Origin of the sequence: Streptomyces amritsarensis (genome assembly GCF_001953875.1) — a bacterium.
Lineage (GTDB): Bacteria > Actinomycetota > Actinomycetes > Streptomycetales > Streptomycetaceae > Streptomyces > Streptomyces amritsarensis.
In genome coordinates, this window is the sequence record NZ_MQUR01000028.1 from 1 (window position 1) to 26393 (window position 26393).

General features: G+C 69.6%; 24 protein-coding genes, 1 tRNA gene and 2 pseudogenes. 15 read left to right on the forward strand and 12 right to left on the reverse strand.

Annotated features, from left to right (window positions below; all coding sequences use genetic code 11):
• From AVW11_RS14590 to AVW11_RS14615, 6 genes and pseudogenes are all read right to left on the reverse strand, one after another.
• Window positions 1-238: pseudogene (locus AVW11_RS14590) on the reverse strand (peptidoglycan DD-metalloendopeptidase family protein); the annotation flags it as partial.
• Between the two features lie 7 nt (window positions 239-245).
• A complete protein-coding gene (locus AVW11_RS14595) occupies window positions 246-929 on the reverse strand; it encodes a hypothetical protein (protein ID WP_076044188.1) in 684 nt (227 codons plus the stop codon).
• 187 nt (window positions 930-1116) lie between these two features.
• A complete protein-coding gene (locus tag AVW11_RS14600) occupies window positions 1117-1506 on the reverse strand; it encodes a DUF4913 domain-containing protein (protein WP_030838700.1) in 390 nt (129 codons plus the stop codon).
• Entirely contained in the window at window positions 1503-2618 is a 1116-nt protein-coding gene (locus tag AVW11_RS14605) for a RodZ family helix-turn-helix domain-containing protein (protein ID WP_076044189.1), read from the reverse strand. The genes AVW11_RS14600 and AVW11_RS14605 overlap by 4 nt, the downstream gene beginning before the upstream one ends.
• Entirely contained in the window at window positions 2615-3250 is a 636-nt protein-coding gene (locus tag AVW11_RS14610) for a hypothetical protein (RefSeq protein WP_076044190.1), read from the reverse strand. The genes AVW11_RS14605 and AVW11_RS14610 overlap by 4 nt, the downstream gene beginning before the upstream one ends.
• 40 nt (window positions 3251-3290) lie before the next feature.
• Window positions 3291-3749 (reverse strand): hypothetical protein, encoded by a 459-nt coding sequence (locus tag AVW11_RS14615; RefSeq protein ID WP_076044191.1) that lies wholly within the window; start codon window positions 3747-3749, stop codon window positions 3291-3293.
• A gap of 424 nt (window positions 3750-4173) precedes the next feature.
• Here AVW11_RS14615 and AVW11_RS14620 point away from each other — a divergent pair, with 424 nt between their 5' ends.
• The 13 genes and pseudogenes from AVW11_RS14620 to AVW11_RS14675 all read left to right on the forward strand — a co-directional run bounded on the left by AVW11_RS14620 (window position 4174) and on the right by AVW11_RS14675 (window position 17287).
• The gene (locus AVW11_RS14620; RefSeq protein ID WP_076044220.1) at window positions 4174-5610 is read left to right on the forward strand and encodes a conjugal transfer protein; all 1437 of its coding nucleotides are present in this window, start codon (window positions 4174-4176) and stop codon (window positions 5608-5610) included.
• A gap of 81 nt (window positions 5611-5691) precedes the next feature.
• Complete coding sequence (locus AVW11_RS14625; RefSeq protein ID WP_031147587.1) at window positions 5692-5952, forward strand: hypothetical protein; 261 nt, start codon at window positions 5692-5694, stop codon at window positions 5950-5952.
• Between the two features lie 154 nt (window positions 5953-6106).
• Window positions 6107-6667, forward strand: a complete 561-nt coding sequence (locus AVW11_RS14630; protein ID WP_240528179.1) for a hypothetical protein — start codon at window positions 6107-6109, stop codon at window positions 6665-6667.
• A gap of 7 nt (window positions 6668-6674) precedes the next feature.
• Window positions 6675-9647 carry an ATP-binding protein gene (locus tag AVW11_RS14635; protein WP_076044192.1) on the forward strand — a complete coding sequence of 991 codons (2973 nt, stop codon included), beginning with the start codon at window positions 6675-6677 and terminating at the stop codon, window positions 9645-9647.
• Window positions 9648-9698: 51 nt separating this feature from the next.
• Window positions 9699-10247 (forward strand): hypothetical protein, encoded by a 549-nt coding sequence (locus AVW11_RS14640; protein ID WP_143568842.1) that lies wholly within the window; start codon window positions 9699-9701, stop codon window positions 10245-10247.
• A gap of 158 nt (window positions 10248-10405) precedes the next feature.
• Window positions 10406-12622 (forward strand): hypothetical protein, encoded by a 2217-nt coding sequence (locus tag AVW11_RS14645; RefSeq protein ID WP_225884891.1) that lies wholly within the window; start codon window positions 10406-10408, stop codon window positions 12620-12622.
• Window positions 12623-12634: 12 nt separating this feature from the next.
• Window positions 12635-13210: a hypothetical protein gene (locus tag AVW11_RS14650; protein ID WP_076044195.1), complete on the forward strand. Its 576-nt coding sequence runs from the start codon at window positions 12635-12637 to the stop codon at window positions 13208-13210.
• A gap of 31 nt (window positions 13211-13241) precedes the next feature.
• On the forward strand, window positions 13242-13859 hold the full coding sequence (locus AVW11_RS14655) for a hypothetical protein (RefSeq protein ID WP_076044196.1): 618 nt from the start codon (window positions 13242-13244) through the stop codon (window positions 13857-13859).
• Window positions 13860-13891: 32 nt separating this feature from the next.
• Entirely contained in the window at window positions 13892-14923 is a 1032-nt protein-coding gene (locus AVW11_RS14660; RefSeq protein ID WP_076044197.1) for a hypothetical protein, read from the forward strand.
• Window positions 14920-15537, forward strand: coding sequence for a hypothetical protein (locus AVW11_RS14665; protein ID WP_076044198.1), 618 nt, complete (start codon window positions 14920-14922; stop codon window positions 15535-15537). The genes AVW11_RS14660 and AVW11_RS14665 overlap by 4 nt, the downstream gene beginning before the upstream one ends.
• A gap of 115 nt (window positions 15538-15652) precedes the next feature.
• Window positions 15653-15925: pseudogene (locus AVW11_RS39265) on the forward strand (WhiB family transcriptional regulator); the annotation flags it as partial.
• 261 nt (window positions 15926-16186) lie between these two features.
• Entirely contained in the window at window positions 16187-17023 is an 837-nt protein-coding gene (locus AVW11_RS38340) for a hypothetical protein (RefSeq protein WP_240528180.1), read from the forward strand.
• A gap of 12 nt (window positions 17024-17035) precedes the next feature.
• Window positions 17036-17287: a hypothetical protein gene (locus AVW11_RS14675; protein WP_076044200.1), complete on the forward strand. Its 252-nt coding sequence runs from the start codon at window positions 17036-17038 to the stop codon at window positions 17285-17287.
• Between the two features lie 385 nt (window positions 17288-17672).
• On the opposite strand, the gene AVW11_RS14680 is transcribed toward AVW11_RS14675, so the two are convergent.
• The 3 genes from AVW11_RS14680 to AVW11_RS14690 all read right to left on the reverse strand — a co-directional run bounded on the left by AVW11_RS14680 (window position 17673) and on the right by AVW11_RS14690 (window position 20417).
• Entirely contained in the window at window positions 17673-19073 is a 1401-nt protein-coding gene (locus AVW11_RS14680) for an MGMT family protein (RefSeq protein ID WP_076044201.1), read from the reverse strand.
• A 231-nt stretch (window positions 19074-19304) separates the two neighbouring features.
• Window positions 19305-19378 (reverse strand) — tRNA-Pro (locus AVW11_RS14685).
• Window positions 19379-19478: 100 nt separating this feature from the next.
• Complete coding sequence (locus tag AVW11_RS14690) at window positions 19479-20417, reverse strand: metallophosphoesterase (protein WP_076044202.1); 939 nt, start codon at window positions 20415-20417, stop codon at window positions 19479-19481.
• 67 nt (window positions 20418-20484) lie between these two features.
• Here AVW11_RS14690 and AVW11_RS14695 point away from each other — a divergent pair, with 67 nt between their 5' ends.
• Entirely contained in the window at window positions 20485-20946 is a 462-nt protein-coding gene (locus AVW11_RS14695) for a GatB/YqeY domain-containing protein (RefSeq protein ID WP_030845709.1), read from the forward strand.
• Between the two features lie 100 nt (window positions 20947-21046).
• On the opposite strand, the gene AVW11_RS14700 is transcribed toward AVW11_RS14695, so the two are convergent.
• Window positions 21047-23341 (reverse strand): transglycosylase domain-containing protein, encoded by a 2295-nt coding sequence (locus tag AVW11_RS14700; RefSeq protein ID WP_030845712.1) that lies wholly within the window; start codon window positions 23339-23341, stop codon window positions 21047-21049.
• Between the two features lie 385 nt (window positions 23342-23726).
• Here AVW11_RS14700 and AVW11_RS14710 point away from each other — a divergent pair, with 385 nt between their 5' ends.
• Window positions 23727-24077 carry a WhiB family transcriptional regulator gene (locus tag AVW11_RS14710; protein ID WP_030648100.1) on the forward strand — a complete coding sequence of 117 codons (351 nt, stop codon included), beginning with the start codon at window positions 23727-23729 and terminating at the stop codon, window positions 24075-24077.
• Between the two features lie 30 nt (window positions 24078-24107).
• On the opposite strand, the gene bagB is transcribed toward AVW11_RS14710, so the two are convergent.
• Both bagB and bagA read right to left on the reverse strand, forming a co-directional pair.
• Window positions 24108-25361, reverse strand: a complete 1254-nt coding sequence (gene bagB / locus AVW11_RS14715; RefSeq protein WP_076044204.1) for an ATPase BagB — start codon at window positions 25359-25361, stop codon at window positions 24108-24110.
• Window positions 25358-26338, reverse strand: a complete 981-nt coding sequence (gene bagA, locus AVW11_RS14720) for an ATPase BagA (protein ID WP_030845718.1) — start codon at window positions 26336-26338, stop codon at window positions 25358-25360. The genes bagB and bagA overlap by 4 nt, the downstream gene beginning before the upstream one ends.
• Window positions 26339-26393 lie beyond the last annotated feature (55 nt).

The window sequence follows — 26393 nt, forward strand, 5'->3', positions numbered from 1 at the left end:
CCTGGGCGGCACCACCGCCCAGGCCGCCGATGATGGCGCTGATCAGGATGACGACGACGAAGAAGACGCCGAGGGTCGGCATCGCGCCGACGCCGGCGACGAGCAGTACCCACTTGCGGTTGTTCTTCTTCTTTCCGCCTCCGCCGCCCTGTCCCGAGGCCACCTGGGCCGCGCTCTTGGCGGCCTTCGCCACCTTGGCGGCCTTCGACGCGGCCGCCAGTACGGCAGGAGCCACCACGGCTGCCTCACCCTCCCTTGGGCTCGGGCGCGCCCACGTTGCCCAGGCCGTAGATGTCGAAGCCGCTCACCTGCCACTTGCCGCCGCTCTTGCGCGCGCTCACCAGCCAGGTGTTGGTCTCGGTCTCGGCCTTGCGGCCGTCGTTCGAGCGGGTCGCGGTCACTTCCACCACGCTCGAGATCGTCTGGCCGCTGCCGCGTGTGAGTTCGTCGGCGATCAGCGCGTCCCGGCGTACGAAGGCCTGTCCTGTGGAGGAGCACTTGGACTGCCGGCACACGGCCCAGGCCTTGTCGCTGGGCAGCACGGTCAGTTTCTTCATCGTCTCGCCGCCCTCGGTGAGGGCCAGCAGGCGCGGTGCCCAGGAGGCGGTGTCGTCGGTGTACTTGAAGGTGTTCAGGCCCGCCATGTAGTCGGCCATCGTGCGGTGGGCCTCGACCAGGTCGTCGGGCTGAACGATCGGGGGCACCCCGGAAGCCGCCCCGGACTGCGCCCCGGCGGTCCCGGCGGCGGAACCTGCACCCGTACCTGTGCCCGCGCCTCGTGTGGCTGTGGTCGCGTTGGGCTTGGCATCGGCCTCGGCGCCGTCCTCGCCGTCGAAGACGATGAGCACGACCAGGCTGCCGACCAGCAGGGCACCCAGTAGTGCCAGCGCCAGTACCGCACTTCGCTTGTTTTCGGCAGGAGAATCCACCGTCCCGGCCCTCCCTCAGTCAGGTCGCCGAGACACGGTAGGTGGCGGGACGGCCGGCCGGACGTGCGCTTTCCTCGCGGGGAAAGACGAGGAAAGGGGCGGGGAGGGGTGGGGAAAACGCCTGGTGGGCGCGGGAGATGCCGGCGCGGACGCCGTTAGGGCCGCTGAGTGTGCCCCCACCGGGCACCTACAAGGGCTGAGCCTCGGGGTCGTACTCCTCCAGCGGGAGCGCGTCGAAGGGATACGCGGTGTGCCCGCCCTCCTTGGGCGAACAGGCTGCGAACGGGCCGAGGTCGGTGTCCATCAGCACGCGCAGGTGCGGATCGGCGTGGTGCAGCCACCACGTCGACAGGCCGAGCGTCGGTTCCAGGCGCAGTTGCTCCCAGGCCAGCCACAGCGCGGACAGCCGCGCGCCGGCCTCGGGGTGCTCCCACCAGCGGGGGCACCAGGTGGCGGAGGACCCGTTCAGCCGGCGACGCACCGTCGGGGCGAGGAACTCCTTGACGAAGGCGAAGACGTCCGAGAAGTAGAGCTCGACCTCCTCGCCGGGGGGCGGTACGTCTTCGTGACCGGTCACTGCTCGATCCCAGGGGACTTGGGGGCGGCCTCGGGCACCGGGTTGATCGTGCCGTGCGTGCCTGCCACGACGGGGCGGGGGCGCGGCGGCACGACCACACGGCTGGGAACTACCCCGCCGTGCACGAAGGAGTGCCCCAGCGGGGGTGCCTTGGGCTCGGGTTGCGCAGGCGCAGCCGGTGTGGGCACCGACTGCGCGGGTTCGGCCTTGGCCGGCTCGGACTGAGCGGGCTCAGGCTGGGTGATCTCGGACCCCGTGGCCTCCGCCGCGGGCGCGGTCAGCTCCTCGTAGCTCGTGGCCGCACTCAGCCTCGCGACCGCTGCGGTGTGCGCCTGCTTCAGGTGCTCGGGGACATCGATGGCGCCGAGCTTGGCGGCGAACTGCTCGGGAGTCGTCGTCCCCTCCTTGTAGTCCTCCAGCCGTAGCTGACACCGGATGGAGTCTTCGGACAGAAAGGCGTACATGCTCTCCGGCAGGTGGGCGTGGTGGGGGAACTCGACCGGAAAGCGCACGGCCTCCTTGCCCACGCCCTCGGGGCCGAGGACCCGGGGCATCTCCATTCGCCCCAGTACCGAACGGGCGCCGATGTCCGCGGCGAAGATCTCGACCTCCCCGGTGGCCGCTTTGGCGTAGCACTCGGAGGCGGCGTCCCAGATCTCCGCGGGGCTCTCCTGGACGTACTCCTCGTCCAGACCGAACCGCTTGATGAGCGCCGATTGAACGTTCTCGTCCCACAGCTCGTACGAGTCCAGCCGCCGGCCCACCGGAGAGTCCTCCAGCACCTGGTAACCACGGCTCTCACCGCACGCCTGGGCGAGGAACCGGTGCCCCACCTCGCGCGGGGCACCCTCCGGCTGGGATTTGAAGGACCAGAGCGCGCGGGTCTCACCCCGGTGCTCGGCGGTGGGCGATTCCGTCTTCGCGACGTGGGTGGCGAATTGCAGTACGTCCGCGAACTTCTTTTCGCCACCCGCCGCGATCCATTCGCCGTACAGGCGGTCCACGGCCTGCTTGACCCGCTCCGGGGGGAGAGGACGGCCTTGCTGGTACGCGTCCTCGAGATCGATGGCACGTTTGATCTCGGCCTGTGTGAACCGGGGGGCCTCTGTCACCGGCGGGCCTTCGCGTACTCGGCGGGGGGACGGATTTCGAGCGAGACGGCCGAGCCACCCGCCATGTCGGCGGTCCACGTGGGAAACGTGACCGACTGCGTCAGCGTGATGAACGGCAGTCCCGGAACACCCGCCTCCGGTGCCCAGTAGGCGAAGCGATAGGGCTCACGGTTGAGCATCCGCTCATCCCGGTCGGACCAGTACGACGGGTGGGGCGGATCGGGGAAGTCGACCGAGTCCCAGGATCCGGTCCAGGTCGGAGCGCCGAGCACCGTAGCGGCCGCACTGAGAAATTCCGGCCACCTCGCAGCTGCGGTGTCGAGCACCGCACCGTTCTCGGCCGCTGTCTCAGCCCTTGTCTGCCACGTGTAGTGGACGAGGCTTGCCAGGGGGCTCCACAGGCCACCCACCCGGTCGTAGAACGTCCATTTTCCGCCGCTGCGCGTCCGGACGCGCAGCTGCCGATCGAAGGTCAGCGGCTCCCAGCCGTACCGCCCACACCACGTGTCGAACTCTGCCGATCCGCTCTGCGGCGGTCCGGCCCACACCGAGGGCCAGTCGTCGACGGCCTTGAAGCCCGCCAGTTCGGCGGCAAGGTCCTGGGGTGTCCGGCCGGTCGATTCCGTCAGCATGTGTGTCTCCTTCGTCCGTGGTGCGTTTGACCGTATCTCGTCAGGAAAGCAAGATCCCGAGCGCGAACACGGCGAGGACGATCGCACCCATGACAAGGCGGGCCTTCGGGTCCTCCCGCTCCCACAGTTCGTGGACCACGGCCCAGCCGGTCAGTCGCGCCGCGCGGCCGTTGTGCAGGCTCGCTGCCTCCGCCGGTCCGTCAGGCTGTGCGCCGTCCTCGGCCCCCTCGGCGTCGGGGTCGTACAGGGCGTCCGCACCCGTCACCCCCTGCTGCTCCTGGGCGACGACCACCAGGCCCTCCAGCAGGTCGGGCATGGTGTGCGGCGTGAGGGGATACGCGACCGTGCCGTGCGCGGTGCGCAGGCAGAGCTTCGCCTGCCAGGGGTTGCCCGGCTCGTAGTCGGCGATCCAGGCGTGCTCGGCGTCCGCGACCGGCACTTCGGTGGGCTCGTCGGCGGTGCCCGCGTCCTGCCACGGGTGAACCTTCAGCTCGCTCAACTCTCGTCCTTCGGATGGTCGGGGACGGCTCCGCGCCCGCAACCCGGGCACAACCCGGCATTGTGACGGAGCCGCAGGTCGGTCGCCTCGCCATCGGCCCGCGGTTTTCCCCACAGGGATTCCTTATTTTTTCCTCACTTCTCCCCGTGAGGAAAAGCGGAAGGGGAATGTCGGCTCGATTTGCCACACTGCCGACCGCACCTGGTCTCACCAGGCCCGCCGCACGCCCGACCGGCGGACGGGGATCACACGCGGGGGGAGAACCGAGTCGATGACGGACCACAGCAGTTCTGCTGACGGGGCCGGCGAGGGATGGCCTTCCCAGCAGCCCGTCCCGCCCCAGCTCTCTGCGGAGGCCGCCCGCAGTCAAGTGGCCGCGGCCTGGGTGCGCGTGGCCCCGCAGTCCAACGTTCCGCCGGGGCAGGTGGCTGTACCGAGCCTTCCGCCGCGCGCGGACCGACCTGCCGGCGAGTCGAAGAAGGAAAAGCGGGAGCAGGCGAAGGCCGAGCGCAAGGCCGAGTACGAACGCAAGAGGGCGGCCCGCAAGGCCGAGTACGAGAGCAAGCAGGCCGCGCGCGCGAGCCGCAAGGGCGGCGGAAAGGTTTCCGTCCCCGCGACATCCGCCGAGGCCACCGCACCCACCGCCGGTGCGGCCCCGTCCGCCGCCCAGGCTGCCCCCGCGCCCGCGCGGAGCGGCGTCAAGGGGCCGGAGGCCCGGTTCGACGTGCCGCGCCCCGGAGGCCGCCTCCCCTCGAACGGCCGGAGCACGCACGTCGCCCTGCGCGCGACCCTGTTGGTCACCACCTGCGCCTTCGCGCTGGGGTCCTGCGGCGTCACGGGCCTGGTCATCGGCCGGTCCTCCGTCTCCGTATCGCCCGCAGCCCTGGACGACAAGGACCTGGACCGCTACCGCCTCACCGACTTCCCCGTTCAGTCGGCGGCCGTCTTCGCCGAGGAGTACGCATCCCTCTGCATGACGTACGCACCGGAGAACACCGACAAGCGACGCGAGTCCCTCGCCCGCTACATCTCGGCGGGCGTCGACCGGGACTGCGGCTGGAACGGGAAGGGCAAGCAGCAGGTCAAGCAGGCGAACTGGGACGGGACCGTCGAAGAGCTCCCCGAGTACGGGAAGAACGGCCGGTACCTCAACATCCAGGTCACCTACACGGGCGGCCGCACCACCACCCTCTCCGTACCGGTGTACGTCAAGGACCTCGCCGGAGCGTCGGGGCTGCGGATCGTCGGCAACGTCGGCGAGATGCCGCTGCCCGTCCGCGACACCGCGCCCGCGTTGGAGAAGTCGGAAGAGGTCGTCGACCAGGAACTCTCCACGCAGCTCAAAGACCAGGTGCTGGCGGGCTACTTCAAGGCATGGGCCGCGTCAGACACCACCGCCCTGACCCGCTTCACCACCCCTGATGCCACGCCTGCGGCGGTCTCGGGCCTGGCCGGCGCGCTGACCGCACCGGTGGTCCAAGAGGTCCAGGCGCTGGCCCCCGAGGGCACCGAGGTCGGCAAGAAGGCCACATACGCCCAGGGCCAGGCGGTCCCGGCACGGGTGACGGTCGTCTGGGGCGGTGGAGGTGCCGATGACGCGAAGGCGGAAGTGGCCCTGAAGCGCTCGTACCGGGTCACCGTGGTGAACACGGCGCAGGGCTGGTTCATCAAGGACATCCACGGCGGTGTCATGGACCCGACGGGTGGACGGGCGGACACGCCGAGCCCGGCCTCCCCGACCGCCTCCCCGACCGTCGCCCCGGCCTCCGGAGCGAGCGCTCCGGCCGCCGCGGCCGCCGCCCCGTCCGGCGCCGCCTCGCCCGCGTCGCCCAAGCCGGCTGCTTCCGCGCCGGCCCACTGAGTCGGCGTCGTGCACGGCGGCGTACCGGCTGCCCTGCGCGACGCACCACCCATCCGTATCCCTCACACCGAAGGACACCGCGTGATCCTGGCAGCAACGACCCTCGACAGCATGTTTGGCAAGATCCAGGACATCCTGGGCGGCCTGGGCATCACGATCGCCTCCTGCGCCCTCCTCATCCTCGGCATCCGGATGCTGCTGTCGATGAAGCGCGGCGAAGGCATGCGCGAGGCCTTCCAGGGCTTCGGCATGATCGCGCTGGCCGCCTTCATCATCGGTGGCGCCGCCGGCCTCGCCGGAATGCTCATCAGCCTCGGCGAGCAGATCGGCGGCAAGGGCTGATCCCGGGTCCCGGCCGCGCCGCAAGGGACGTGGCCCGCCGCCGTGGACGCGCCGCCCACGACCGCGCCCGCGACCACATCCACGCCCGCGACCACGCCGGCGCCCGCGCCCACGCCCAGCGGCACGCAACCAGGCCAGAGAGGGGGACCGACTGATGACACAGGAAGCGCCGGATGCACCGGCGACCATGGTCGCTTACGACCACACGGACCTGCTGAACCGTCCCAAGCGCATCTGGAACTGGGGCAACATTCCGCTGCCCGGTCTGCTCCTGCCCGCCCTGGGTGCCGCTTTCGCTTTCGGCGTGCTGTGGATCGTGGTCCTGCTCTCGGTGTCGGCCTTCGTGCCCTTCCTGGGGCTTTCGCTCATCACGTCGGTCCTGTACCTCGGGCCGCCGGTCGGCGTCTACTTCGTCTGGGGCCGACCGCTGCCCTCGGCCCTCACCCTCAGCCAGCAAGTGGTGGTGTGGGCCGACTACTGGGTGCAGCCCAAACGGCTCCAGGGCCTGGCCGCGGACCGCGAACCGGAGGAGCTGCACTGGCAGGTCATCCTCTGGCAGCCGCAGGCGCGCCGCTGGCACAGGCGCTACGACGCGGCACTCGCGACGGCGGCCCGGGACGGCTCCTCGTACGCCGCCTCCGCCCCGTCCCCGTCTCCGAGCACGTCCTCACCGAACGCGCCCGCCGAGACCGCACACTCCGAGACTGCAGGATGACTCGTCCATGTTCATGCTGATCATTTTTGGCGGGGCGGTCGCCTTCTTCCTCGTCGCCATGCTCCTCGCGTCCACTTCCTCCAAGAAGAATGCCGGTGCCAAGAACGCCGGCTCCAGGAACGGCGGCTCCCCACGGAGCCAGGCGCCGGCCAAGCGGCGCGAGGAGATGCGGCTGCCCTACCGGTACGCCGACGACCTGATCTTCGTCCACGGGGACTCCGTCTGGACGGGCATCGCCCTGCCCACGGCCATCGACGAATACCTCAACGCCGTCGAGCTCCAGGCCATGGCCGAGGCCCCGGCCCGCGCGCTGCTGAACCTCGCCCGCGGTGACCGCAACGTCGAGTGCCACTACCGCAAGGTGTACCGGCCGATCACCGCCCAGGACTGGGCCGAGCAGCTCAACGCCGTGGCCTGGGACCCGACGGAGAACTACAAGGCGTACAACTTCCGCAAGGCCGAGTACCAGGAGCGCATCGGCGCGCTGCGCGAACGCAACATCCTGCTCGTCAAGCTCGGGTCGATGAAACGGAAGTCCGGCGGTGAGAGCGGCGTGCTCCCCGGCGGCGACGACCCGGTCGAGGAGGCCGGTCTGACCCAATCGGTACGCGGTGCCGCCGACACGGCGGCCGCCGGTGCCACAGGCGTGCACGACGAGCACCTGTCGCCGGAGCTCCTGGCCCGGTGGACCCAGGTCGCCCGCGAGGTGCACGAGAGCCTCGACGGTCTCGGCGGTTCCCCGCTGAGCCGCGAGGAACTGGTCTGGCTGATCCGCAAGCCGCTCCACGGCGACCTGCCGGTTCCCGCCGAGCCGGTGCTCGGCAGCCGTTCCTGGGGGCCCGACCAGTTCGACCTGGTGGTCGACTTCTCCGGCGAGAACCACAAGACGCACATCGTGCTGCACCAGTACGACGAGATGACCGGTGAGCGGCACACCAGCTACACGACGACGCTCGTCGCCGCGAGCTGGCCCACCGAGACCCGTTTCCGGCAGTCCACCGCGTGGGCGCGCTACGCGGCGCAGCATGTCGACTTCCCCGTGGAGATCGACATGCGGTTCTCCCTCATCCCGTACCTGAAGTTCCAGGACCGGGCGAAGAAGATCAGCGGCAACCTCGTCGACGAGATGAACGACATGGCCAACTCGGGACGTGCCCCCGGCACCCAGCTGGCCGCGCAGGTCACCCGTGCGCAGAACCTCCTCGACGACGTGGAGGAGCACAAGATGCCGGGCATGGAGGCGCAGATCCGCTTCACCGTCTCGGCCCCCGACCTCGCCGAGCTGGAGCGCCGCCGCCGCGTCCTGGAGATGCAGTTCAAGCAGGACCTGAAGGTCACCCTGCTGCGTCCGAGCCGCCAGCAGTGGCGGCTGCTGCAGTCGCAACTGCCGGGTGACGCGCCCAAGCTGCCCATCGCGCCGTACCTGCGCCTCCAGGAGGTCGAGCAGCTCGGTGCCGGGCTGCCCACCGCGGGCACCGAGCTCGGCGACAACCCCGAGCGCCGCTCCGGCAAGCAGCTCGGCTGGGTCGGCAACCTCGTCGGCTGGGCGGGCAAGACCCCGGTCCACTACTCCCTGCACGTCGGCCCGGCGCGCAACGACGGCGGTGGCGTCGCCATCGTCGGAGCATCGGGCGGCGGCAAGTCCTCGCTGGCCCTGCAGAAGTTCTACGAGGAGTCGGAGGCGGGTGTGCGCTGCCTCGTCATCGACCCCAAAACCGACTTCGCCCAGCTCTGCTACTACCTGGCCTTCGGGTCCCAGGTGAACGATCCCGAGTTCCCCCTCGATGCCGAGGCGGGCCTCCTCGGGACCGCGCAGAGCCGCTTCCAGCCGGTCAATCCCGAGTTCTGGGCCGAGACCGAGGTCGTCGACCTCCTCAAGGGCCAGGCCGGCGTGCTCGACCCCTGGGTGGTCGCCCGCGACGTCCCCTCCGGCCGGCTGCTCGCCGAGACCATGCTGAGGGGCTTCCTCGGGGACGAGGACTACCAGCGGGTGCGCCTTCCCGTCATCGAGGCGATGGCCACCGTGGTCGGCTGGTACAACTCGGCGATCAGGCAGGCCACCGAGCAGGGCCTGAGCGCCCGCGACGCCGAGCGCCAGGTGCCCAGGCCGACGCTGTGGCAGGTGGTCGACGAGGTCATCCGGGCGTACGACGAAGCGGTGGCCTCCGGAGACCGCGAGGCCGTCAAGGACCTCAAGCTCGCCCAGATGCTGCTCACCGAGCTGCGCACCCTGCCGTACGCACGCCTCGCCTTCTCCGAGAACCCGCAGACCCTGTCCGCCATGCGCAAGCGCCGTACGGTCATCACCCTGCGCGGTTTCCAGACGCCGGCCTCCTCCGACCCGCGCAGCTGGAACCCCGCCGAGCGGTTGGCCGCCACCGCCCTCATGGCGGTCGTGGAACTGGGCAGCCAGATGCTCGACGTGGGCTACGAGAAGAACCCCGTGACCGGCGAGGTCGGGCTGCGGCCCAAGGCGCTGTTCGTCGACGAGGCGTATGTCGTCACCGCGACCGAGAGCGGCCGCGACCTGATGCGGCGCGCGCTCAAGCAGGGCCGCTCGTACCTGGCGGTGATCGTCCTGATCACCCAGCAGGCCATCGACCTCGTGCAGATCGAGGACTCCGAGGCGCGCAGCGGTGGTGCCAACCAGATCCACACCGTCTTCGCGTTCAAGCAGAAGTCCGCCCAGGAGGCCTCGCTGGTGGCGCCGCTGCTCGGCCGGCCCGAGAGCGACACCAAGGTGTCCAACTCCCTTCAGGAGCTGCGAACGGGTGTCTGCCTGCAGCGGGACGTCGACAAGAGGGTCGGCACGGTCGCGGTGGACCTCGTCTTCCAGGAGATCCTCGCCGCCACGGACACCAACGGCACCACCCGTCCGGGCCGCCAGGCCACCGACCCGCCCCTCAGCGTGTGGGACTGGACCTTCATGCAGGAGGCCGCCCGCGAGGAGCGGGCGGCCGAGGCCGAGGCCGCCCGATAGCGGTGCCTCGCACCAAGACCCATCCGAACGCATAACCCAGGGAGACACACCATGCGCCTGTCCAGGACCCTCACCGCAATGACCGCGGCCGTCGCGCTGACGGCACTGACCGGTTGCGGTGGAGAGGGAAACAGCGGGCCGCTGGCCGCCCTCGGCCTGCCCAAGGCGGACAACATGGCTGCCGTCGAGAAGCTGATCAACGCCAACGGCACCTGTCGCGAGCTGGAAGGCGGCCCGAAGCACCTCGACAAGGACACCGCGAAGATGGTCGACGACCCGGCCTTCGCCATCAAGGAGAGCGCACGCTGCAAGGACCGAAACGGCAAGAGCATCTACCTGCTGCTGCTGTCCGACATGAAGAAGTTCCAGGAAGCGAACAAGAAGGCGCAGGAGACCGACGAGGACTTCGACTCGTCCTACCTGATCGGCCAGAACATCGCGCTCGTCTCCAAGGGCGACGACACGGTTCGGGGGCTCATGGCGGCCAAGTTCGCCCTCATGAGCTGCAATCCCCAGCACACGAAGGACATCCCCAGCGGCTACAAGAAGGACGAACCCCTGGTCAAGGGCTGCGTTGTGACCGACTACATCCCCGGATAGTCCGCGCGCCGGCCACTGCCCCTTGTCCGATGCGGAACCTTTGAAGGAAGCCGATGTTCGTGCGCCCCAGCACCACACCACGCCGAACCGCCGATGCCCCCCCGTCGCTCAGTGACCGGCTGAAGGGGGTCGGGCGGGCAGCCAGGGCCGGGGCGTTCGTGATCCTCGCGCTGATCGCGCTGACCCTGGCGACACCCGGCACCGCGTCCGCGGACTTCTCCTGCAGTTTCACCGGCGACGACTCCTACGAACTGGACTCACCGGGGGCCAACGGCGAGTCCGTCTTCCCCGCCGTCAACCAGTGGGAGAGCGAGGCTCAGCGGGCCAAGAACCTCAACGACACCACCGGCATGATCACCGGGGCGGTGAACATGCCCAACGGCGCGGACCAGTACACCATGTACGAGATCAACGCCATGCGCGGCATGAACTGGACCGGCACGCAGAGGGACATCGGAGACGCCTCCCAGACCGATTCCCGTTGGGACGCCAGCGGCGCCGACAACTGCAAGGTCATGGACTATGTCAACAACGGCATCGCCAACATGGTCTTCGACGGCACCAAGATCCTGACGCGCGTATCCATATCCATCAAGGAGTTCGCCTCCAACCCCAGCCCCCTCAGCGGGCTGTACACCGGCCGGGACAACGTCGTCGAAACGCTGAAGACGAAGGTCTTCGTCCCCGCCGTCCCAGTCATGATCGCCCTCACCGGCTTCTGGGTCTTCACGAAGTGGCGCAAGGGCGAGATGCGTGAAGCCTGGTCCGGCGTCGGCTGGGCCGCACTGACCACGGTCGCCGTCGTGGCGCTCCTGACCGGCGGCAACTTCCACAAGGTCATCAATACGGCAGACGCGGGTATCGCCGAGGCCAACAGCCTTCTCAGCGCAGCGGTGCTGGGCGGCATCTCGGACGAGATGCAGCCTCCTTGCGACCTTCCCGCGAACGCGCCCAACCGCGGTCTGCGGCAGTCGAGCTGCGCCATGTACGACACGCTGGCTTTCCGGCCCTGGGCGCTGGGGCAGTTCGGCGCGAGCGGCACGAACTGCATCTTCAAGCGGAACGAAGGCGGCAAGGTGGCCAACGGTGTGTGCCATCCGGGAGACAGCGTCACCAAGAGTTGCACCTGGGGAAAACCGGGTAGTGCCCGCTGTGAGGACCTGCGTGTCCGTCAGATGGTTTCGCAGTCCATGACCAACTTCGATGTCGCCAAGGACGTGAGCACGGAGAAGAAGTACAAGGAGGACTGGTACGGGGTCCGTCAGGACATGGCGGGCGGCAAGGGCTCCAACCAGGAGACGGAAGACCCGAAGAAGCGCGTGTACCCGGTCGCCTACAACGAATGGGCGGGTCGCGACGCCGGAAACCGGATCGGGCTCGCCTTCTACTCCCTCGTGGCCGCGCTGATCGTCGGCATCATGGTGATCGTGCTCAGCGCGCTGACCCTGCTGTGGCACGCGGTCACCCTCATCATGATCATCATGCTGCCGCTGATCGCCACGCTGGGCATCCATCCGTCCCAGCAGAAACTGCTCAAGGGCTGGCTGCAGACCTTCATCCACAGCTTCGTCCTGCGGGCGGGCTTCGGCGTCATCCTGACCGTGCTCCTGATGCTCTACCAGATGATCCTGCCCGCCAGGATCTCCCTCGGTATGCAGCTGCTGATGTTGCTCCTGGTCACGGTCGCCGTCGTGATGATGCTGAAGAAGCTGCTCGCCGGGAACTTCAGCCCGCAGATCGCCGGGGCGCAGGACGCCCTGGGCGTGGGGGACATGGCGAACACCGTGGGCGGCAAGCTGGCCCAGTACGCCCCTGGCGCCGCAGCCGGCGTCGCGAAGAAGACGGGCCGTGTCGCCGGAAAGACCGCGGCCGGAACGGCGAAGGTCGCGGGGGGCGCGGTGAAGCTGACGGGGAAGGCCACCGGAAAGGGCGCGCTGGCCGCCGCGCGGGCCTACGACAACAAGAAGAACGACAGCCGGTGGCAGAAAGAGGGCAAGCTCCCTGTCCGCAACTCCAGGCGTGACCAGCGCAGGCGTGCGTACGAGGCCAACGAGGTCCAGAGGGACGCGTACCAGAACGTGCTGGACCGGCGGGCGCAGCCGTCCCCGGCGGGCGGGGAGCCGTCGTCCGAGCCGGCGCGCCAGAGCGGCCGCGTCAGCCCGGGGAACTCGACACCCCCAGCCCCGGCACCAGCCCCTGCCGTCGCACCGCAGCAGGGTCCTCGGCCCACCGGCGGTCGGGTGAACGCCCCTGACCCCGGCCCCGCACGGCAGCAGCCGCGGCCGTCGGCGCCCGACCTCCAGAGCACGCCGACACCGCCGAACCCGTCTCCGCCGCCCGCGCCACGAGAGGGCGACGGCAGGGTGTCCCGCTAGGAAGGCCCGAACATGGCAAGTGTCATCGCCGACCACCCGCCGCAGGAGCTCGCCGCCGAACTGAGTGCGTTCCTGCGCGTGGACTGGCGTGCGGTCTGGCCCGGGATACCGGACGGTGAGGCCGAGCGCGCCGAGTGGTGCGCGGCCTTCGGCTGGGAGCCGCTATGGCTCCAGTCGGGCCTGTGGGTGCGTACGCCGCAGGGCGGCCGCCTGCACCTGGCCTCGGCGCCCGGCCCCGGCCGGCCCGTGACCCGGGCGTCGTACACCGTCTGGAAGGCCACTGCGGCCGAGGAGTCCGAAGGCGAGGCCGTCCTGGCGGTCGCCCTCGACCGCTACGCGGCCCACCTCGCCCGTATGACGGCGGCGTTGGGGGCCCCTGGCCGGTGGGGCGACGCCGAGGAGCGGGGGTTGGAGAGCGGTGCCCCGTACCGGATGGCCCAGTGGAGGTACGCCAATCCGCTCGCCCCGGTGATCGTTCTCGATCTGGACCACCGGGCCGGCGGGTACGCGGGGGGTGGGACGATCTCCCTCGCCTTCCACGGGCCGGCCGACCCGAACCCGGACAACGGCCCAGGCTGGCTGCTGTGACGTACGAGATGTGAGAATGAGAGACCACGACATGAGCACCCCCTTCGAACCGCCGGTGGACCGCACCCCGCAGGAACTCGTCACGGAGCTGCGCGGACTGACCGACGTCCACTGGGAGACCGTCTGGAACGGCCCGCCCCCGGCCAGTCAGGGCCTGGACGAGTGGTGCGCCCAGTTCGGCTGGACGCCGACCCAGTTCGAGTACGTCCTCAACGTGCGCACGGCCACGGGTGGCAGCCTGACGTTGAACGCGATGGGCGGTAGCTGGGCACCCGTGCAAAGCCTCCGGCACTGGGTGTGGGGCGCGGCGGCGACCAGCCCGGAGGGCAACCCGAGTGTCCTGGCTGAGGCCGACCGGGTCTGGCCCCTCTACCGAGACGCCGTGTCCTCCGTACTCGGCGCACCGGCCTGGGAAGGCGCCTGGGATTCCACCGCCTTTCCGCGCGAGCTCGGTGAGTTCGCGATCCCACAGGACGCCGACCGCATCGAGGAGAAGGACCCCTATCACATGGCCTACTGGGAGCTCGCCGCTCCAGGAGGCACCCTCGTGAGCCTGCGCATCTCACCGGCTGTGGGCACCGCCGACGGGTCTGATGCCGGCGTGGTGAACATGAGCCTTCGGGTCTATCCCCGTCCTCTGGAGGCCTGACGACGGTGGGCCCGGAACCGATACCGGCGGGTGTGGAGGAGGGCGCCCTCCTGCGGGCGAACGCCCGGCACAAGGCAACCCTGGATGCCAAGGCCAATGCACGATCTATAGCGCGGCGCATCAGGGCTGCGGCCACGGCGGCAGGGCTGGAGGACAAGCTGGCGGCGGACGGCAAGTCCCGCGTGTCCAAGGCAAGGCAGTACATCGACGCGCTTGCCGAGGACAAGGCGAAGCTCACGCCACCCGACGGGACGAAGCCCATCAGTGCCTTCTGGTCATACGGCATTGAGCACCCGAAGGCGCCGAAAAACGACCGGAGTGTCCCGTTCCTGTCGCAGCGTTTCTTGGCCGAGGAGTGGGCCGCTCAGCAGAACGAGAGGGCCCCCGGCACCGCACAGACCCTCGAGACGACCCGGGGTGGCCGGGAACTCGACGACATGTTCCTCTGGGAAGACGAGGTCATCGAGGCTCTTGGTGGTGAGAAGGCGGGCTTCCCTGAGGGCTATGCCAAGGCCACCTGGGCCAAGATCTCCGAGACGTACGCCGGGCTGGCCGATGGCCGGGTGTTTGTGTTCGGGCAGACCGCGGACACCCGGTCGATCCTTCATCAGCAGGAACTCGGCACGCTCCGCGGGAACGAGAACGTCGGTCTGGAGAACATCCACTTCGTCTACGAGGCGCCCCGGTCGTGGCCGGAGGTCACCCGTACGGAAGCCGGTACGAACACCGTGCGGGGCGTCGCGCAGTTCGACAACAAAGACCTCCCCCACTACATCGACCCGCAGGGCTTCGCGGCCGAAACCCCCGAGGCCCGCAAGGCGAAGATCGACAGCCTCCTGGTGGGCGTCGCGCAGGCGCAGGAACAGTCCCCGGCCCCGGCCCAGGCTGTCGAGCAGCAGGCCGCGCCGAAGGGACCGGCCGCCCCGCTGTGGCAGATGGGTTTCCAGCAGCCGCAGACCATCACGCGGCCCAAGCGTTCCGGTCCGGCCTCCGTTGTCGGCGCCCCAGGAGCTCCGCCCCTCGCTCCCCGCCCCCTCGCAACCGGTATGGACGGTCCGGCATGACCTCTCGCCCCTCCCTCGAAGCCCTCCGTCGGCTGCTCCGCCAGGAGCGCGACGACGCGTGGGCCGTGCGGATGTTCCGCCGGATCGTCCTCGGGATCGCCGGCGCCTACACCCTCTTCACGCTCGCCTCGGCCGGCAAGGGCGCGTTCGCCATGGTGTGCGGGCTGCTGTTCCTGGCCGTGGCCGTCTGGATGCTGCGCCGGCGCGGCCAGTTGCTGCTCGGGCTCGCCTCGACCGTCGTCACTGCCGCGATGACCGGCTACCTGGCGGCCGTGGGCGACATCGCGCGGGGATCTGCCAGTGGACTCCTCAGCGGCCAGGCGGTCTTGGGCTACTGGGCCCTCGGCGGTATGGCGCTCCTGGGTGCCTGGATGCTGAAACAGCCCCGGGGCCGCCGGGGCGTCACCGTCGTCCTGGCCGACGTACTGCTCATCTGCGCGTCCGGGGTGGGCATGCTGGCGCCGCTCTTCGGCGTCCCTCTCGGATTCATGTGTGTCGCGGGGGTTCTGACGCTCCGTAGCGGAACTTTCCGCTCCGTGAAGCGGTGCGAACGGGCGGTGAAGGGCCGGGAGGTTCGCAGGCTCCTGGCAGCCGCTGAAACGGATGGCCGGTGAGGTGGGCTACCTTTGTGTAATAAATGATCAACAAGGTTCGTTCCGGCTTTGCCGCTGCCAATTCCCCTGTTCTAGAGTCCCCTTTGGTCACAGGAAACATCGGGGGACCTCTTTGATGGCCAAGACGGCGCCGAGAACCCGGCCGGCAGCGACGCTGCCGGCCACCACCACACTTCTGCCTTGCCAGCGGCGGCCCGACATATTCAAGGAGCCGCTCCTTGAGCATCCGCCCGCGGGTGTCCAGGAACTACCCTTCCGGACGCGCAGGAGTCAGGCCCTCACCCACGCGGCCCGGGAGCTCTGCTTCTCCTGTCCGCTGAGGGCGCAGTGCCTGCGGAACTACGTCGTCCGGTTCGATCCGGGCGGCTACGCCGCTGCCACCACCGAGCAGGAGCGGCGCTGGATCCGCATGTGGCTGCACATCGGTGACAGCCGGGGACGTCTGCCCGCCGCCGATTCCGCCTCCGGCGGGCTCGGTGAAGCAGTCGAAGCCGCAGCTGTACTCGACGCCTTCAGCGCCCTCCAGACGCACCGGGCGCGCCGGTCGTCCGGTGTCGGCCGGGGGCCGGTTCCCGCCCAGCGGCAGGGTCCGGCACAGCACTTCACAGCAGATCGACGACAGCGCGCCCACACAGACGAGGTTTCGACAATGGCGGCTCCGGCCCTGCCGGGGGAACGGATCACCTACTCGCTCGGTGATCCTGCCCTGGCCATACAGAAGACCGTGCTCGGTCCGCTGGCGCGCGCCACGCTCCTCATGCTCAAGGTCGCCGAGCAGCTGGCGGGGATGCTCGCGCTCACGCCGTCCGCTGCGGTGGAGCCCGAGTTCCTCGCCGCCCTGGGAAAGACCCGCCTGAGCCTGGAGTCCTGGCGCACGGCAGCCGGTGACGAGGCCGCCTACGAGATCGCGGACAGCGGCCTGACCGGTTCCGTGAGCATCGAGCTCGCGACCAGTGACCCTGTCGCCGCCATGCGGCAGGACATCTTCGAGCCCCTGCTGCGCCGCCTGGCGGACTCGCTGCACCGTGTCGAGTCCATCACGGCGGTACTCGTCCCCGCAGCCGGCACCGGGAACTCGGCCTCCGTCCCGCACGCCCCGAAGCTGGCGGCGGTACTGGAATCGGTGCGCGAGCTCGGCTCCCACCTGGAGCGCTACCAGCCCCTAGCCCTGCGCCAGGAGCACGGCGAGGGCCACGCGGGCATCCAGCGCGACGATCACCCGCACCACGCCGCGACGGGCGGGTCCGGATCCTGGAGCGTCCCCAGCCTGCGCCGCGCCGTGGAGACGGCAGTGTCCTCCTTCCCGGGCCACTTCACCGGTCGCGACGTGATCGGGGTGCTGCCCCCGGGTGCGTACCAGGACGCGGGCAAGTCGGTCAGCAACGCCCTGTCCGCCATGGTCAAGTCGGGCCGACTGCTACGGGTCTCGCGCGGTACCTACACCGCGCACCCGCCGACCGTAGGCGAAGCCGTCCCGAACTCCTGAAAGGCAGTTGCTGTGCAACCCACTCCTCCGGCCGCGGAAGTGCGCGTCTTCTCCTATCACGCGGGCCTGATCGACGGGGTCCCCGTGACGGCCCCGCCCTTCGGCACCATTCAGGACGTCGTCATCGGCATCCTCCAGCAGCGTGCCCAGCAGCTCGGCTTCCCGACCCCCGCAGTGATCACCGACGACCGCTACGGCGGTGCGGTCCGCCTCCTGATCCATCCCGACGGCAGCACCGAAACCCTGCCCGAACCCGACCGCTGACCCGCCGCGCTCGGCGGTGACCGGGTCACGCGTCACCCGTGACCGGGGTCACCGTGAGGAGTGGCTGGGGTGAGGCCGCCTCCGACCCCCATCCCGGCCATGCATGCCGCGAGGGTCTCGTCTCAACTGCGGTCCCGTTCCGGGGACAGTTTCATCGTGTAGCCGAACCGCTGCACAGCCGGGCCCTGGCGGCGCTCGATGAGAATCGGACTCTGGATGAACTCTTTGGGTCACCTGCTGCGGGACCTCTCTTCACGCTCACGCACGCTTTTCCGGACCGAAAGCCCAGACGCTCATCGTGACGATCACGAACGTGCTGCCGAAGCACCTTGACGGCTGCTTGCTCGGCCGTGCGCCCCGGTGGTCACCGGGGCGCAGGCCATACTCAGCCGCCCGCCATGCCCCGAAGTTCATGCAACGTGAGACGCGCCTCCTGGGCGGCGACGCCTCCTTCGAAGCGGACGCCCTCGGTCGCCAGGACGTCGGCGGGTGAGTCCGTGCGGGTGGGGTCGGTCCAGCGGAATCCGGGGCTGACGCGGCCCGCTGCGTTGAGGACCCGCCAGGCGTTGGGGCACTGGCCGCAGGTGGCCAAGTGGGTGCCGACCGGGACGGCGTGGCTGTTGACCACAGCCGCCACGTCCCCGTAGGTCGTCCACCGCCCGGCAGGGACAGCGTTCAGGAGGGCGTGCAGGCCCGTCCAGTCCTTGCTGGTGCCGTTGAGCTGCTTGGCTAGGCCCGCCAGGTGGGTGGCGGCCAGTGCTCTCCACTCGTCAGGGTCGACGGTGTCCGGGACGTGGGCGGTGTCGATGTCCCACCAGGTGGTGCCCTGGATGCCGTCGGCCTTGCGGCCGGTCACGCTGGTGAAGATGTGGTTGGCCAGTCCGGTCGGCGTGTACGGCTTGCCGTCGGCCTGCCATGTAAGTGGCTTGGCGGTGTTGTTGCTCCACGTGACACTTGCTCGGCTGCGGTCCTCACCGACCCAGGCCAGGATGTCCTCGCGGATGCCTTCGGTCACTCCGTGCCTCGGCGTCAGCCGGAGCAGGGCCCCATCCGGGAGCAGTCCGGCGCCGACGATGACGTGCACGGCGTTCTGGGCCCGCGAACGTTCCTCCAACTTCTGGGCCGCGGCCTTGGCCTCGATTCTGGCCGGAGCGAGAGTGAACTCCTCCACTTCCGGGGTGGGATACACCTTGGTGAAGCCGGCGATGAGCTGGTCCTTCACCTTCCACAGGCCCACCTGGATGAGGTCGATGTCGAGGTTCATCTCCGACAGCCACACCACGGTGTGGGTGACCTGCTTGGGAAAGTCGGCAGCGATGATCACCTGCCTGGGACGCTGGAGCAGTTCAGGGCTCCAGTCCCCGTCCACGTGGTCGAGGAGGCGCTGGCGGCACGTGTCGAGTTCGAGGTTTTCGCCCCGCCCCTTCCGGAATTCGCGGTGCGCCTGGGCCAGCGTGTCGAGGTCGAACCGGGACACCAGGGCGGCGTAGGTGATCGCCTGGAGGTGGACGTCGCGGTCGGCGATGCCCCGTTTCAGCTCGACCACCACGAGGCGCCCGGTGGCATCCAGGCCCAGGACGTCCAAGCGGTCGCGCGCCGGCACCCCGTCCGTGTCGGCCCACCGATCGAACTCGGAGGTGATCACGAGCACCGATTCGCCGAGGACCTGAGGGTGCGCGATCACCCACTCCTGGAGGTGCTGCCGTTCGAGGAGGCCTTCCGTCGCCAGCGTGGTCGGTGAGACCGGCGTGGCCGAGTAGCCGTCGACGGTGAAGAGATGATCCACGCTGTCCCCCTGCCCCGATGTGTAGGCCAGGCGCTCTCACGTCGGCCGCCCCGAGCCTACGTGCGGGTCGCTCCCCGGGTCAGTTCGTTGTGGTAGATCGCGGAAGGGCTTGGGAGCCGACGGGGAGCCACTTTCGAAGCCGGCTCCCCGTTGGCTCCCAAGGCAGGGGCAAACGCCAAACAGGGGCCTGATCCACTGAGTGGATCAGGCCCCTGACCTGGTCTTACGAAGTCGGGGTGGCGGGATTTGAACCCACGACCTCTTCGTCCCGAACGAAGCGCGCTGCCAAGCTGCGCTACACCCCGATCGTCGCCCTGAAGTGTTGCTGTCCTGGCGACATCGATTACTTTAGCGGACCTCTCGCCGGAGACGAAATCCGGTTTTCGCGGAGCGGGCGGTGGGGCCCTACTCCTTCGGGGTCAGCGTCAGGAGCGTGGCCTCCGGCGGGCACGCGAAGCGGACCGGGGTGAAGCGGTTGGTGCCGCAGCCGGCCGAGACGTGCAGGTAGGAGCGGTGGCCCGCCGCCTCGTGCGTGGACAGCCCCTTCACCCGCTTGGTGTCCAGGTCGCAGTTGGTGACCAGAGCCCCGTAGAAGGGGATGCACAGCTGGCCGCCGTGGGTGTGGCCCGCGAGGATCAGCGGGTACCGGTCGGCGGTGAAGGATTCGAGGACCCGCAGGTACGGGGCGTGCACCACGGCCAGGGAGAAGTCCGCGTCCGCCTCCGGCCCGCCGGCGACGCATCCGTAGCGGTCCCGCTTGATGTGCGGGTCGTCGAGGCCGGTGAAGGCCAGCTCCAGCCCTTCCAGCTTCATCCGCGCCCGGGTGTTGGTGAGGTTGAGCCAGCCCGCGGCGTCGAAGGCGTCCCGCATCTCCTCCCACGGGTTGTGCACGGCGCCGACGACCGGCTTGTTGCCGTTCAGCCCGTGCCGGCCCTGGACCTTCTCGACCAGGTAGCGCCCCGGGTTGCGCAGCCGCGGCCCGTAGTAGTCGTTCGACCCGAAGACGTACACGCCGGGGAAGGACATCAGCGGGCCGAGGGCGTCGAGGACCTCGGGGACGCCCTCGGTGTCGGAGAGGTTGTCGCCGGTGTTGACGACGAGGTCGGGACGCAGGCCCGCCAGCGACTGCAGCCAGGCGCGCTTCTTGCGCTGCCCGCCGACCATGTGGATGTCCGAGACCTGGAGTACGCGCAGTGGGCGCATCCCCCGGGGAAGCACCGGCACCGTGACCCGGCGCAGCCGGAAGGACCGTGCCTCGAAACCGGCGGCGTAGGCCACACCTGCGGCCCCCACCGCAGCGATTCCGGCAGCCGCTTTCAGTGGTACTCCGTAACGCGCACGCATGGACCCATCGTCGCAGACCGGAAAACAGGTGAGCGCCACCGTCCCCGCACCTGGCACACTCACCTGCATGACCACGCTCAAGGCCAAGCTCCAGGAAGACCTCACCACCGCCATCAAGGCGCGCGACGAGCTGCACTCGTCCACGCTGCGCCTGACCCTTGCCGCCATCACCAAGGAGGAGGTCGCGGGCAAGGAAGCCCGTGTGCTCTCCGACGAGGAAGTCCTCAAGGTGATCGCCAAGGAGGCGAAGAAGCGCCGCGAGGCCGCGGATGCCTTCGCGCAGGGTGGTCGTCCCGAGCAGGCCGCGCGGGAGAGCGCCGAGGGCGAGTTCCTGGACACCTACCTGCCCAAGCAGCTCTCCGACGAGGAGCTCGCCGGGATCGTGGCGGAGGCTGTGGAGGAGGCCCGGTCGGCGGGTGCCGAGGGGCCGCGGGCCATGGGCGCCGTCATGAAGATCGTGAACCCGAAGGTCTCGGGCCTGGCGGAGGGCGGGCGTGTCGCCGCCGCCGTGAAGAAGGCGCTCGCGTAACAGGCCGCGCGGCAGAGGTACGGGCAGACAGAGAGGGAGGGCCCCGGCCGTATCGGCCGGGGCCCTCCCTCGTGTCGTGTCCGCGTACCGGCCGCGACGGCTACTGGCCGTCGCGGCCGCCGATCACCGTGCCCGGGTCGATCGTGATGCCGGGGAAGGGGTTGTCCGGCTGGTCGGCCCCGCCGCCCGTGGCGCCTCCGCCGGGGCCGCCGGTCTGGCCCGTGCTCTGGCCGCCGGGCCGTCCGCCGGGCTTGCTGTCGCCGCCGGGCTTGCCGGGGCGGCTCGGGCTGGTGGACGGCTTGTTGCCGCGGGGACCGCCGGAGGGGACGTTCGGTTCCGCGATGTGGACCGTGGTGAAGCGCAGGGCCTCGCGGCCGGCCAGCGCGCCGGTGATCGCGTCCTTCCAGATCGGGCCGGGCAGGCCGCCGCCGAAGACCTTGGCGTAGGACCTGCCGCCGATCACGATGTTCTCCATCGTGATCTTCTTGGCGCCGCCGGAGCCGACCCACACCGCGCCGGAGACGTTCGGGGTGTAGCCCACGAACCAGGCGTTGTAGCGGGAGTCCGTCGTACCGGTCTTGCCCGCGCTGTCGCGGTCGGTCAGGCCGGCCCGCTCACCGGTGCCGGAGTCGACCACGCCGCTCAGCAGGGTGTTGATGGTGTCGGCGGTGTTCTGCGACATCGCCCGCTCGCACTTGCTCTTGGGCACCGCGAGCGCCTTGCCGTGCGCGTCGGTGATGGACTCGATGGCGACCGGGGTGCAGAAGACGCCGCGGTTGGCGAAGGCCGCGTACGCGTTGGCCATCGTCAGCGGGGACATCTCCTCCGAGCCGAGCGCGATGGCGGGGCCGTCGGCGAGCTTCGCGCCGCTCGCCGGAACCACACCCAGCTTGGCCGCCATCTCCGACACCGGGCACAGGCCGATCTCGCCGATCATCTCGACGAAGTAGGTGTTGATCGACTTCTCCATCGCCGTACGCAGCGCGTACGGGCCGATCTCGTCCTCGGTCTCGTTCTCCGCGGATTCCTTCTGGGTGTTGATGTACTGCGAGCCGTCGCAGCGGGAGATCGGGCTCGGGTAGTCGAGCTTGTTCGGGGCCCCGTAGACCTTCGTCGGCGGCATCCCCCGCTCCAGGGCGGCGGCGGCGATGAACGGCTTGAAGGTCGAACCGACCTGGAAGCCGAAGTTCGAGCCGCCCATCCGCTTGTCCACGGAGTAGTTGATCTGCGTCTCGTTCTTGCCGAAGCCGTACGGCTTGGACTGGCCCATCGCCAGGACCCGTCCGGTGCCCGGCTGGACCATGGTCACAGCCGTCGCGATGGAGTCCTCCTGGTAGACGTGGTCCTTGATCGACTCGTTGGCCGCGTCCTGCGACTGCGGGTCCAGGGTCGTACGGACGGTCAGGCCGCCCTTGTTCCAGACCTTCGCCCGCTCCTCGCGCGTCTTGCCGAAGACCGGGTCGGTCAGGAAGGTGTTGCGCACGTAGTCGCAGAAGAAGCCCGCGCCCTTGACCGCCGTGATGCAGCCGTTCTTGGGCCTGGTGACCTTGAGGGTGACCGGCTTCGCCTTCGCCGCGTCCGCCTCCGCCTGGGAGACGTCCTTGGTGTCGGCCATGCGCTGGAGGACGATGTTGCGGCGCTTCATGGCCTCCTGCGCGTCGTTGACCGGGTCGTAGCGGCTCGGTGACTGCACGACGCCCGCCAGGAGTGCGGACTCCTCCAGGGTCAGGTCCTTGGCGGGCTTGCTGAAGTAGCGCTGGGCCGCGGACTCGATCCCGTAGGCCTGCTGGCCGAAGTAGGTGATGTTGAGGTAGTTCTCGAGGATCTTCTTCTTCCCGAGCTCCTCCTCGACCTGGATCGAGTACTTCAGCTCGCGGATCTTGCGGCCGAGGCTCTTCTCCTGGGCCTCGCGCACCTTGGTCTCGTCGTCGCCGGCCTCTTCGACGAACACGTTCTTCACGTACTGCTGGGTGAGCGTGGACGCGCCCTGCGCCGCGCCGCCCTCCTGCGCGTTGCGGTTGACCGCGCGCAGGATGCCCTTGAGGTCGACCGCGCCGTGCTCGTAGAAACGAGAGTCCTCGATGGCGACGATGGCCTTCTGCATGTACGGGGAGATCGACGTGAGCGGGACCACCTGCCGGTCGCGCGAATAGACGGTGGCGATCAGGCCACCCTCGGCGTCGAGAATCGTGGTCCGCTGGCTCAGCGGCGGTGTCTTGAGATTGGCCGGGATCTCGTCGAATCCCTCGACCGTGCCCTTGGCGGCCAGTCCCAGGGCTCCTGCAGCCGGAATCGCCATGCCCGCCAGCACGACGCCGGAGAGAACGGACACCCCGAGGAACTTGGCGGCCTGCTGGCTCCCGGTGAGCCCGCCGCCCGAGCGCTTCTTTCCCATGGAGGGCAGCCTACGTTCTGATTCGCCGGACACACGCGAATGCCTTGGCCTAAGCTGACCCCAACTGTCACAGCAGTCCGGTGCGACATCAACCCCTCGGCTTGATTTTCACCCTTCCCGAATGGGGTGGACTGATGTCCGAATCTTGCCGAACCGGTGCAGCCGATCCGCCGATTGCACCCGAATCGTCGGAATGGCCGGGCATGTCGCCGGATCACTCCGTCGGGTGATCTGCCGCTTACCCATAGTCCGTTCGGACCATTCAAGATTGGGCCCGTCGGGGGTGTTGCACTGTGCCCGCCTTCCGTAACGTCCTCAACTGGCAGCGGTGAATATGCCGCTACCGCCGTGGGGGAGCCTCGATTCGGGAGAGGACGGCGCCGGGATGGGCTGGGTTACCGACTGGAGTGCGCAGGCAGCCTGCCGCACTACCGATCCGGATGAACTGTTCGTTCAAGGAGCGGCACAGAACAGGGCCAAGGCGGTGTGCACCGGATGTCCGGTGCGGACCGAATGCCTGGCCGATGCGCTCGACAATCGCGTCGAGTTCGGCGTGTGGGGCGGAATGACCGAGCGGGAACGACGTGCGCTGCTGCGCCGGCGTCCCACCGTCACCTCGTGGCGACGGCTGCTCGAAACCGCCCGTACGGAGTACGAGCGCAGCACGGGCATCCTCACCATGGATGCAGACGCGGAGATCGACGTTCCGTACGAGACGTACGCGGCAGCCGGGTAGCACACGCGGCCACCGCCTTCGTACGAACGCCTACGCTCCGGCCGGCACCCCGGCCGCGAGTCGTTCTCCGATGGCCCGCAGCCCGGCGAGGTCGTGCACATCGCCGGGCAGGGCGGCCACTTCGGTCACCGCCACCTCGGGGTGAAGCGAGGTGAAGCGATCACGCGTGCGCTGCTCACGCGCGATCACCTGCATCCGTTCGGCGTGCAGGCGCAGCAGTCCTGCCGTGATCCGGTCGACGGCCGTGGTGTCGTCATCGGCGCCGGGGGGTTCGGCGGCCGTGTCACGAAGTCCAGCTTTCCCGGACTCCTGATCGACAATGCCGCCTTCTTCAAGATTCTCTGCGGCGGCCAACGCCCGTTCGGCGGACAGCTGGTCGGCGCCGCTCGCGTGCACGCGGTTGAGCACCAGGCCGGCCAGCGGCATGCGCTCCTCGGCCAGCCGCTCCACGAAGTACGCCGCCTCGCGCAGGGCGTCCGGTTCGGGCGCCGCCACCACGAGGAAGGCCGTACCGGGCGCCTGGAGCAGCCGGAAGGTCGCGTCGGCGCGTGTGCGGAAGCCGCCGAACATCGTGTCCATCGCCGCCACGAAGGTCTGCACGTCCTTCAGCAGCGAGGCGCCCATCAGCTTGCTGAGGGTGCCGGTCATCATCGACATGCCGACGTTCAGGAACTTCATCCCGGCCCGGCCGCCCACCTTCGCCGGAGCCATCAGCACCCGGATGAACTTCCCGTCCAGGAAGGACCCCAGGCGCTTCGGCGCGTCCAGGAAGTCCAGCGCCGACCGGCTCGGCGGGGTGTCCACGATGATCAGGTCCCAGTCGTCCCGGGCCCGCAGCTGCCCGAGCTTCTCCATCGCCATGTACTCCTGCGTGCCCGCGAAGCCCGCCGACAGCGACTGGTAGAAGGGGTTGGCGAGGATGGCACGCGCACGTTCGGCGTCCGCGTGCGCTTCGACGATCTCGTCGAAGGTCCGCTTCATGTCCAGCATCATGGCGTGCAGTTCGCCGCCGTCCTCCCCGGCGACTTCGACCCTGCGCGGGGTGTTGTCCAGCGAGTCGATCCCCATCGACTGCGCGAGCCGCCGCGCCGGGTCGATGGTCAGCACGACCGCCTTCCGCCCGCGCCCGGCCGCCCGTACGCCCAGTGCCGCGGCCGTCGTGGTCTTGCCGACGCCGCCCGCCCCGCAGCACACGATGATGCGGGTCTCCCGGTCGTCCAGCAGCCGGTCGACCGCCAGCCGCGGCGGAGTGTCCAGGCCCACCGTCTCCACCCCCTCGCTCATTCGGCCACCGACTGCTTGCGAAGTTCCTTGGCCAGCTCGTACAGCCCGGCCAGATCCATCCCCGCGCCGAGCAGGGGCAGTTCGTACGTCGGCAGGTCCAGGCCCGCCAGTACGGAGCGCTGCGCGCGCTCCAGCTCCACCCGGCCCGCGTGCTCGGCGGCCTGCGCGAGCAGCGGTTCGACGAGCCGCTCGGCCAGCCCGCCGCGGCGCGCACCGCCCAGGCCCGCCCGGGACAGCGCCTTCGCGACGCCGGCGCGGTGGTCCTCGGCGGCGGTGCGCAGGGTGTCCTCGTCGAGGTGGTGCGGGCGGACCATGTTCACCACGACCCGGCCGACGGGCAGCCCCGCCTCGCGCAGTTCCGCGATGCCGTCCGCGGTCTCCTGGACGGGCATCTCCTCCAGGAGGGTGACCAGGTGCACCGCCGTCTCGGGCGACTTGAGGACCTTCATGACGGCCTGCGCCTGGTTGTGGATCGGGCCGAACCGGGCCAGGCCCGCCACCTCGTCGTTGACGTTCAGGAACCGGGTGATCCGCCCGGTCGGCGGCGCGTCCATGACCACGTGGTCGTAGACGTACTGTCCGGCCTTGTCCTTGCGGCGCACCGCCTCGCACGCCTTGCCGGTCAGCAGCACGTCGCGCAGGCCCGGGGCGATGGTCGTCGCGAAGTCGATGGCGCCGAGCTTCTTCAGCGCGCGTCCGGCGGAGCCGAGCTTGTAGAACATCTGGAGGTAGTCCAGCAGCGCCCGTTCGGCGTCGATGGCGAGCGCGAAGACCTCGCCCCCGCCGGGCGCCACCGCGATCTTCCGCTCCTCGTAGGGGAGCGCCTCGGCGCCGAAGAGCTGCGCGAGCCCCTGCCTGCCCTCGACCTCCACCAGAAGAGTCCGTCTGCCCTCGCGCGCGAGGGCAAGCGCGAGTGCCGCGGCGACCGTGGTCTTGCCGGTGCCGCCCTTGCCGCTGACCACCTGGAGCCTGCTCACATCGACCGAGCCTAACCACTCGGCTCCCGGGGCGCGCATGAGCCCCGCATCTCAG

Bases quoted from the DNA above. Each gene is read 5' to 3' on its own strand.
- AVW11_RS14635 (WP_076044192.1), top strand. From the start codon at position 6,675: ATGTTCATGCTGATCATTTTTGGCGGGGCGGTCGCCTTCTTCCTCGTC.
- AVW11_RS14665 (WP_076044198.1), top strand. From the start codon at position 14,920: ATGACCTCTCGCCCCTCCCTCGAAGCCCTCCGTCGGCTGCTCCGCCAG.
- bagB (WP_076044204.1), bottom strand. From the start codon at position 25,361: ATGAGCGAGGGGGTGGAGACGGTGGGCCTGGACACTCCGCCGCGGCTG.
- AVW11_RS14655 (WP_076044196.1), top strand. From the start codon at position 13,242: ATGAGCACCCCCTTCGAACCGCCGGTGGACCGCACCCCGCAGGAACTC.
- AVW11_RS14695 (WP_030845709.1), top strand. From the start codon at position 20,485: ATGACCACGCTCAAGGCCAAGCTCCAGGAAGACCTCACCACCGCCATC.
- AVW11_RS14700 (WP_030845712.1), bottom strand. From the start codon at position 23,341: ATGGGAAAGAAGCGCTCGGGCGGCGGGCTCACCGGGAGCCAGCAGGCC.
- AVW11_RS14630 (WP_240528179.1), top strand. From the start codon at position 6,107: ATGACACAGGAAGCGCCGGATGCACCGGCGACCATGGTCGCTTACGAC.
- AVW11_RS14610 (WP_076044190.1), bottom strand. From the start codon at position 3,250: ATGCTGACGGAATCGACCGGCCGGACACCCCAGGACCTTGCCGCCGAA.
- AVW11_RS38340 (WP_240528180.1), top strand. From the start codon at position 16,187: ATGGCGGCTCCGGCCCTGCCGGGGGAACGGATCACCTACTCGCTCGGT.
- AVW11_RS14640 (WP_143568842.1), top strand. From the start codon at position 9,699: ATGCGCCTGTCCAGGACCCTCACCGCAATGACCGCGGCCGTCGCGCTG.
- AVW11_RS14650 (WP_076044195.1), top strand. From the start codon at position 12,635: ATGGCAAGTGTCATCGCCGACCACCCGCCGCAGGAGCTCGCCGCCGAA.
- AVW11_RS14710 (WP_030648100.1), top strand. From the start codon at position 23,727: ATGGGCTGGGTTACCGACTGGAGTGCGCAGGCAGCCTGCCGCACTACC.
- AVW11_RS14690 (WP_076044202.1), bottom strand. From the start codon at position 20,417: ATGCGTGCGCGTTACGGAGTACCACTGAAAGCGGCTGCCGGAATCGCT.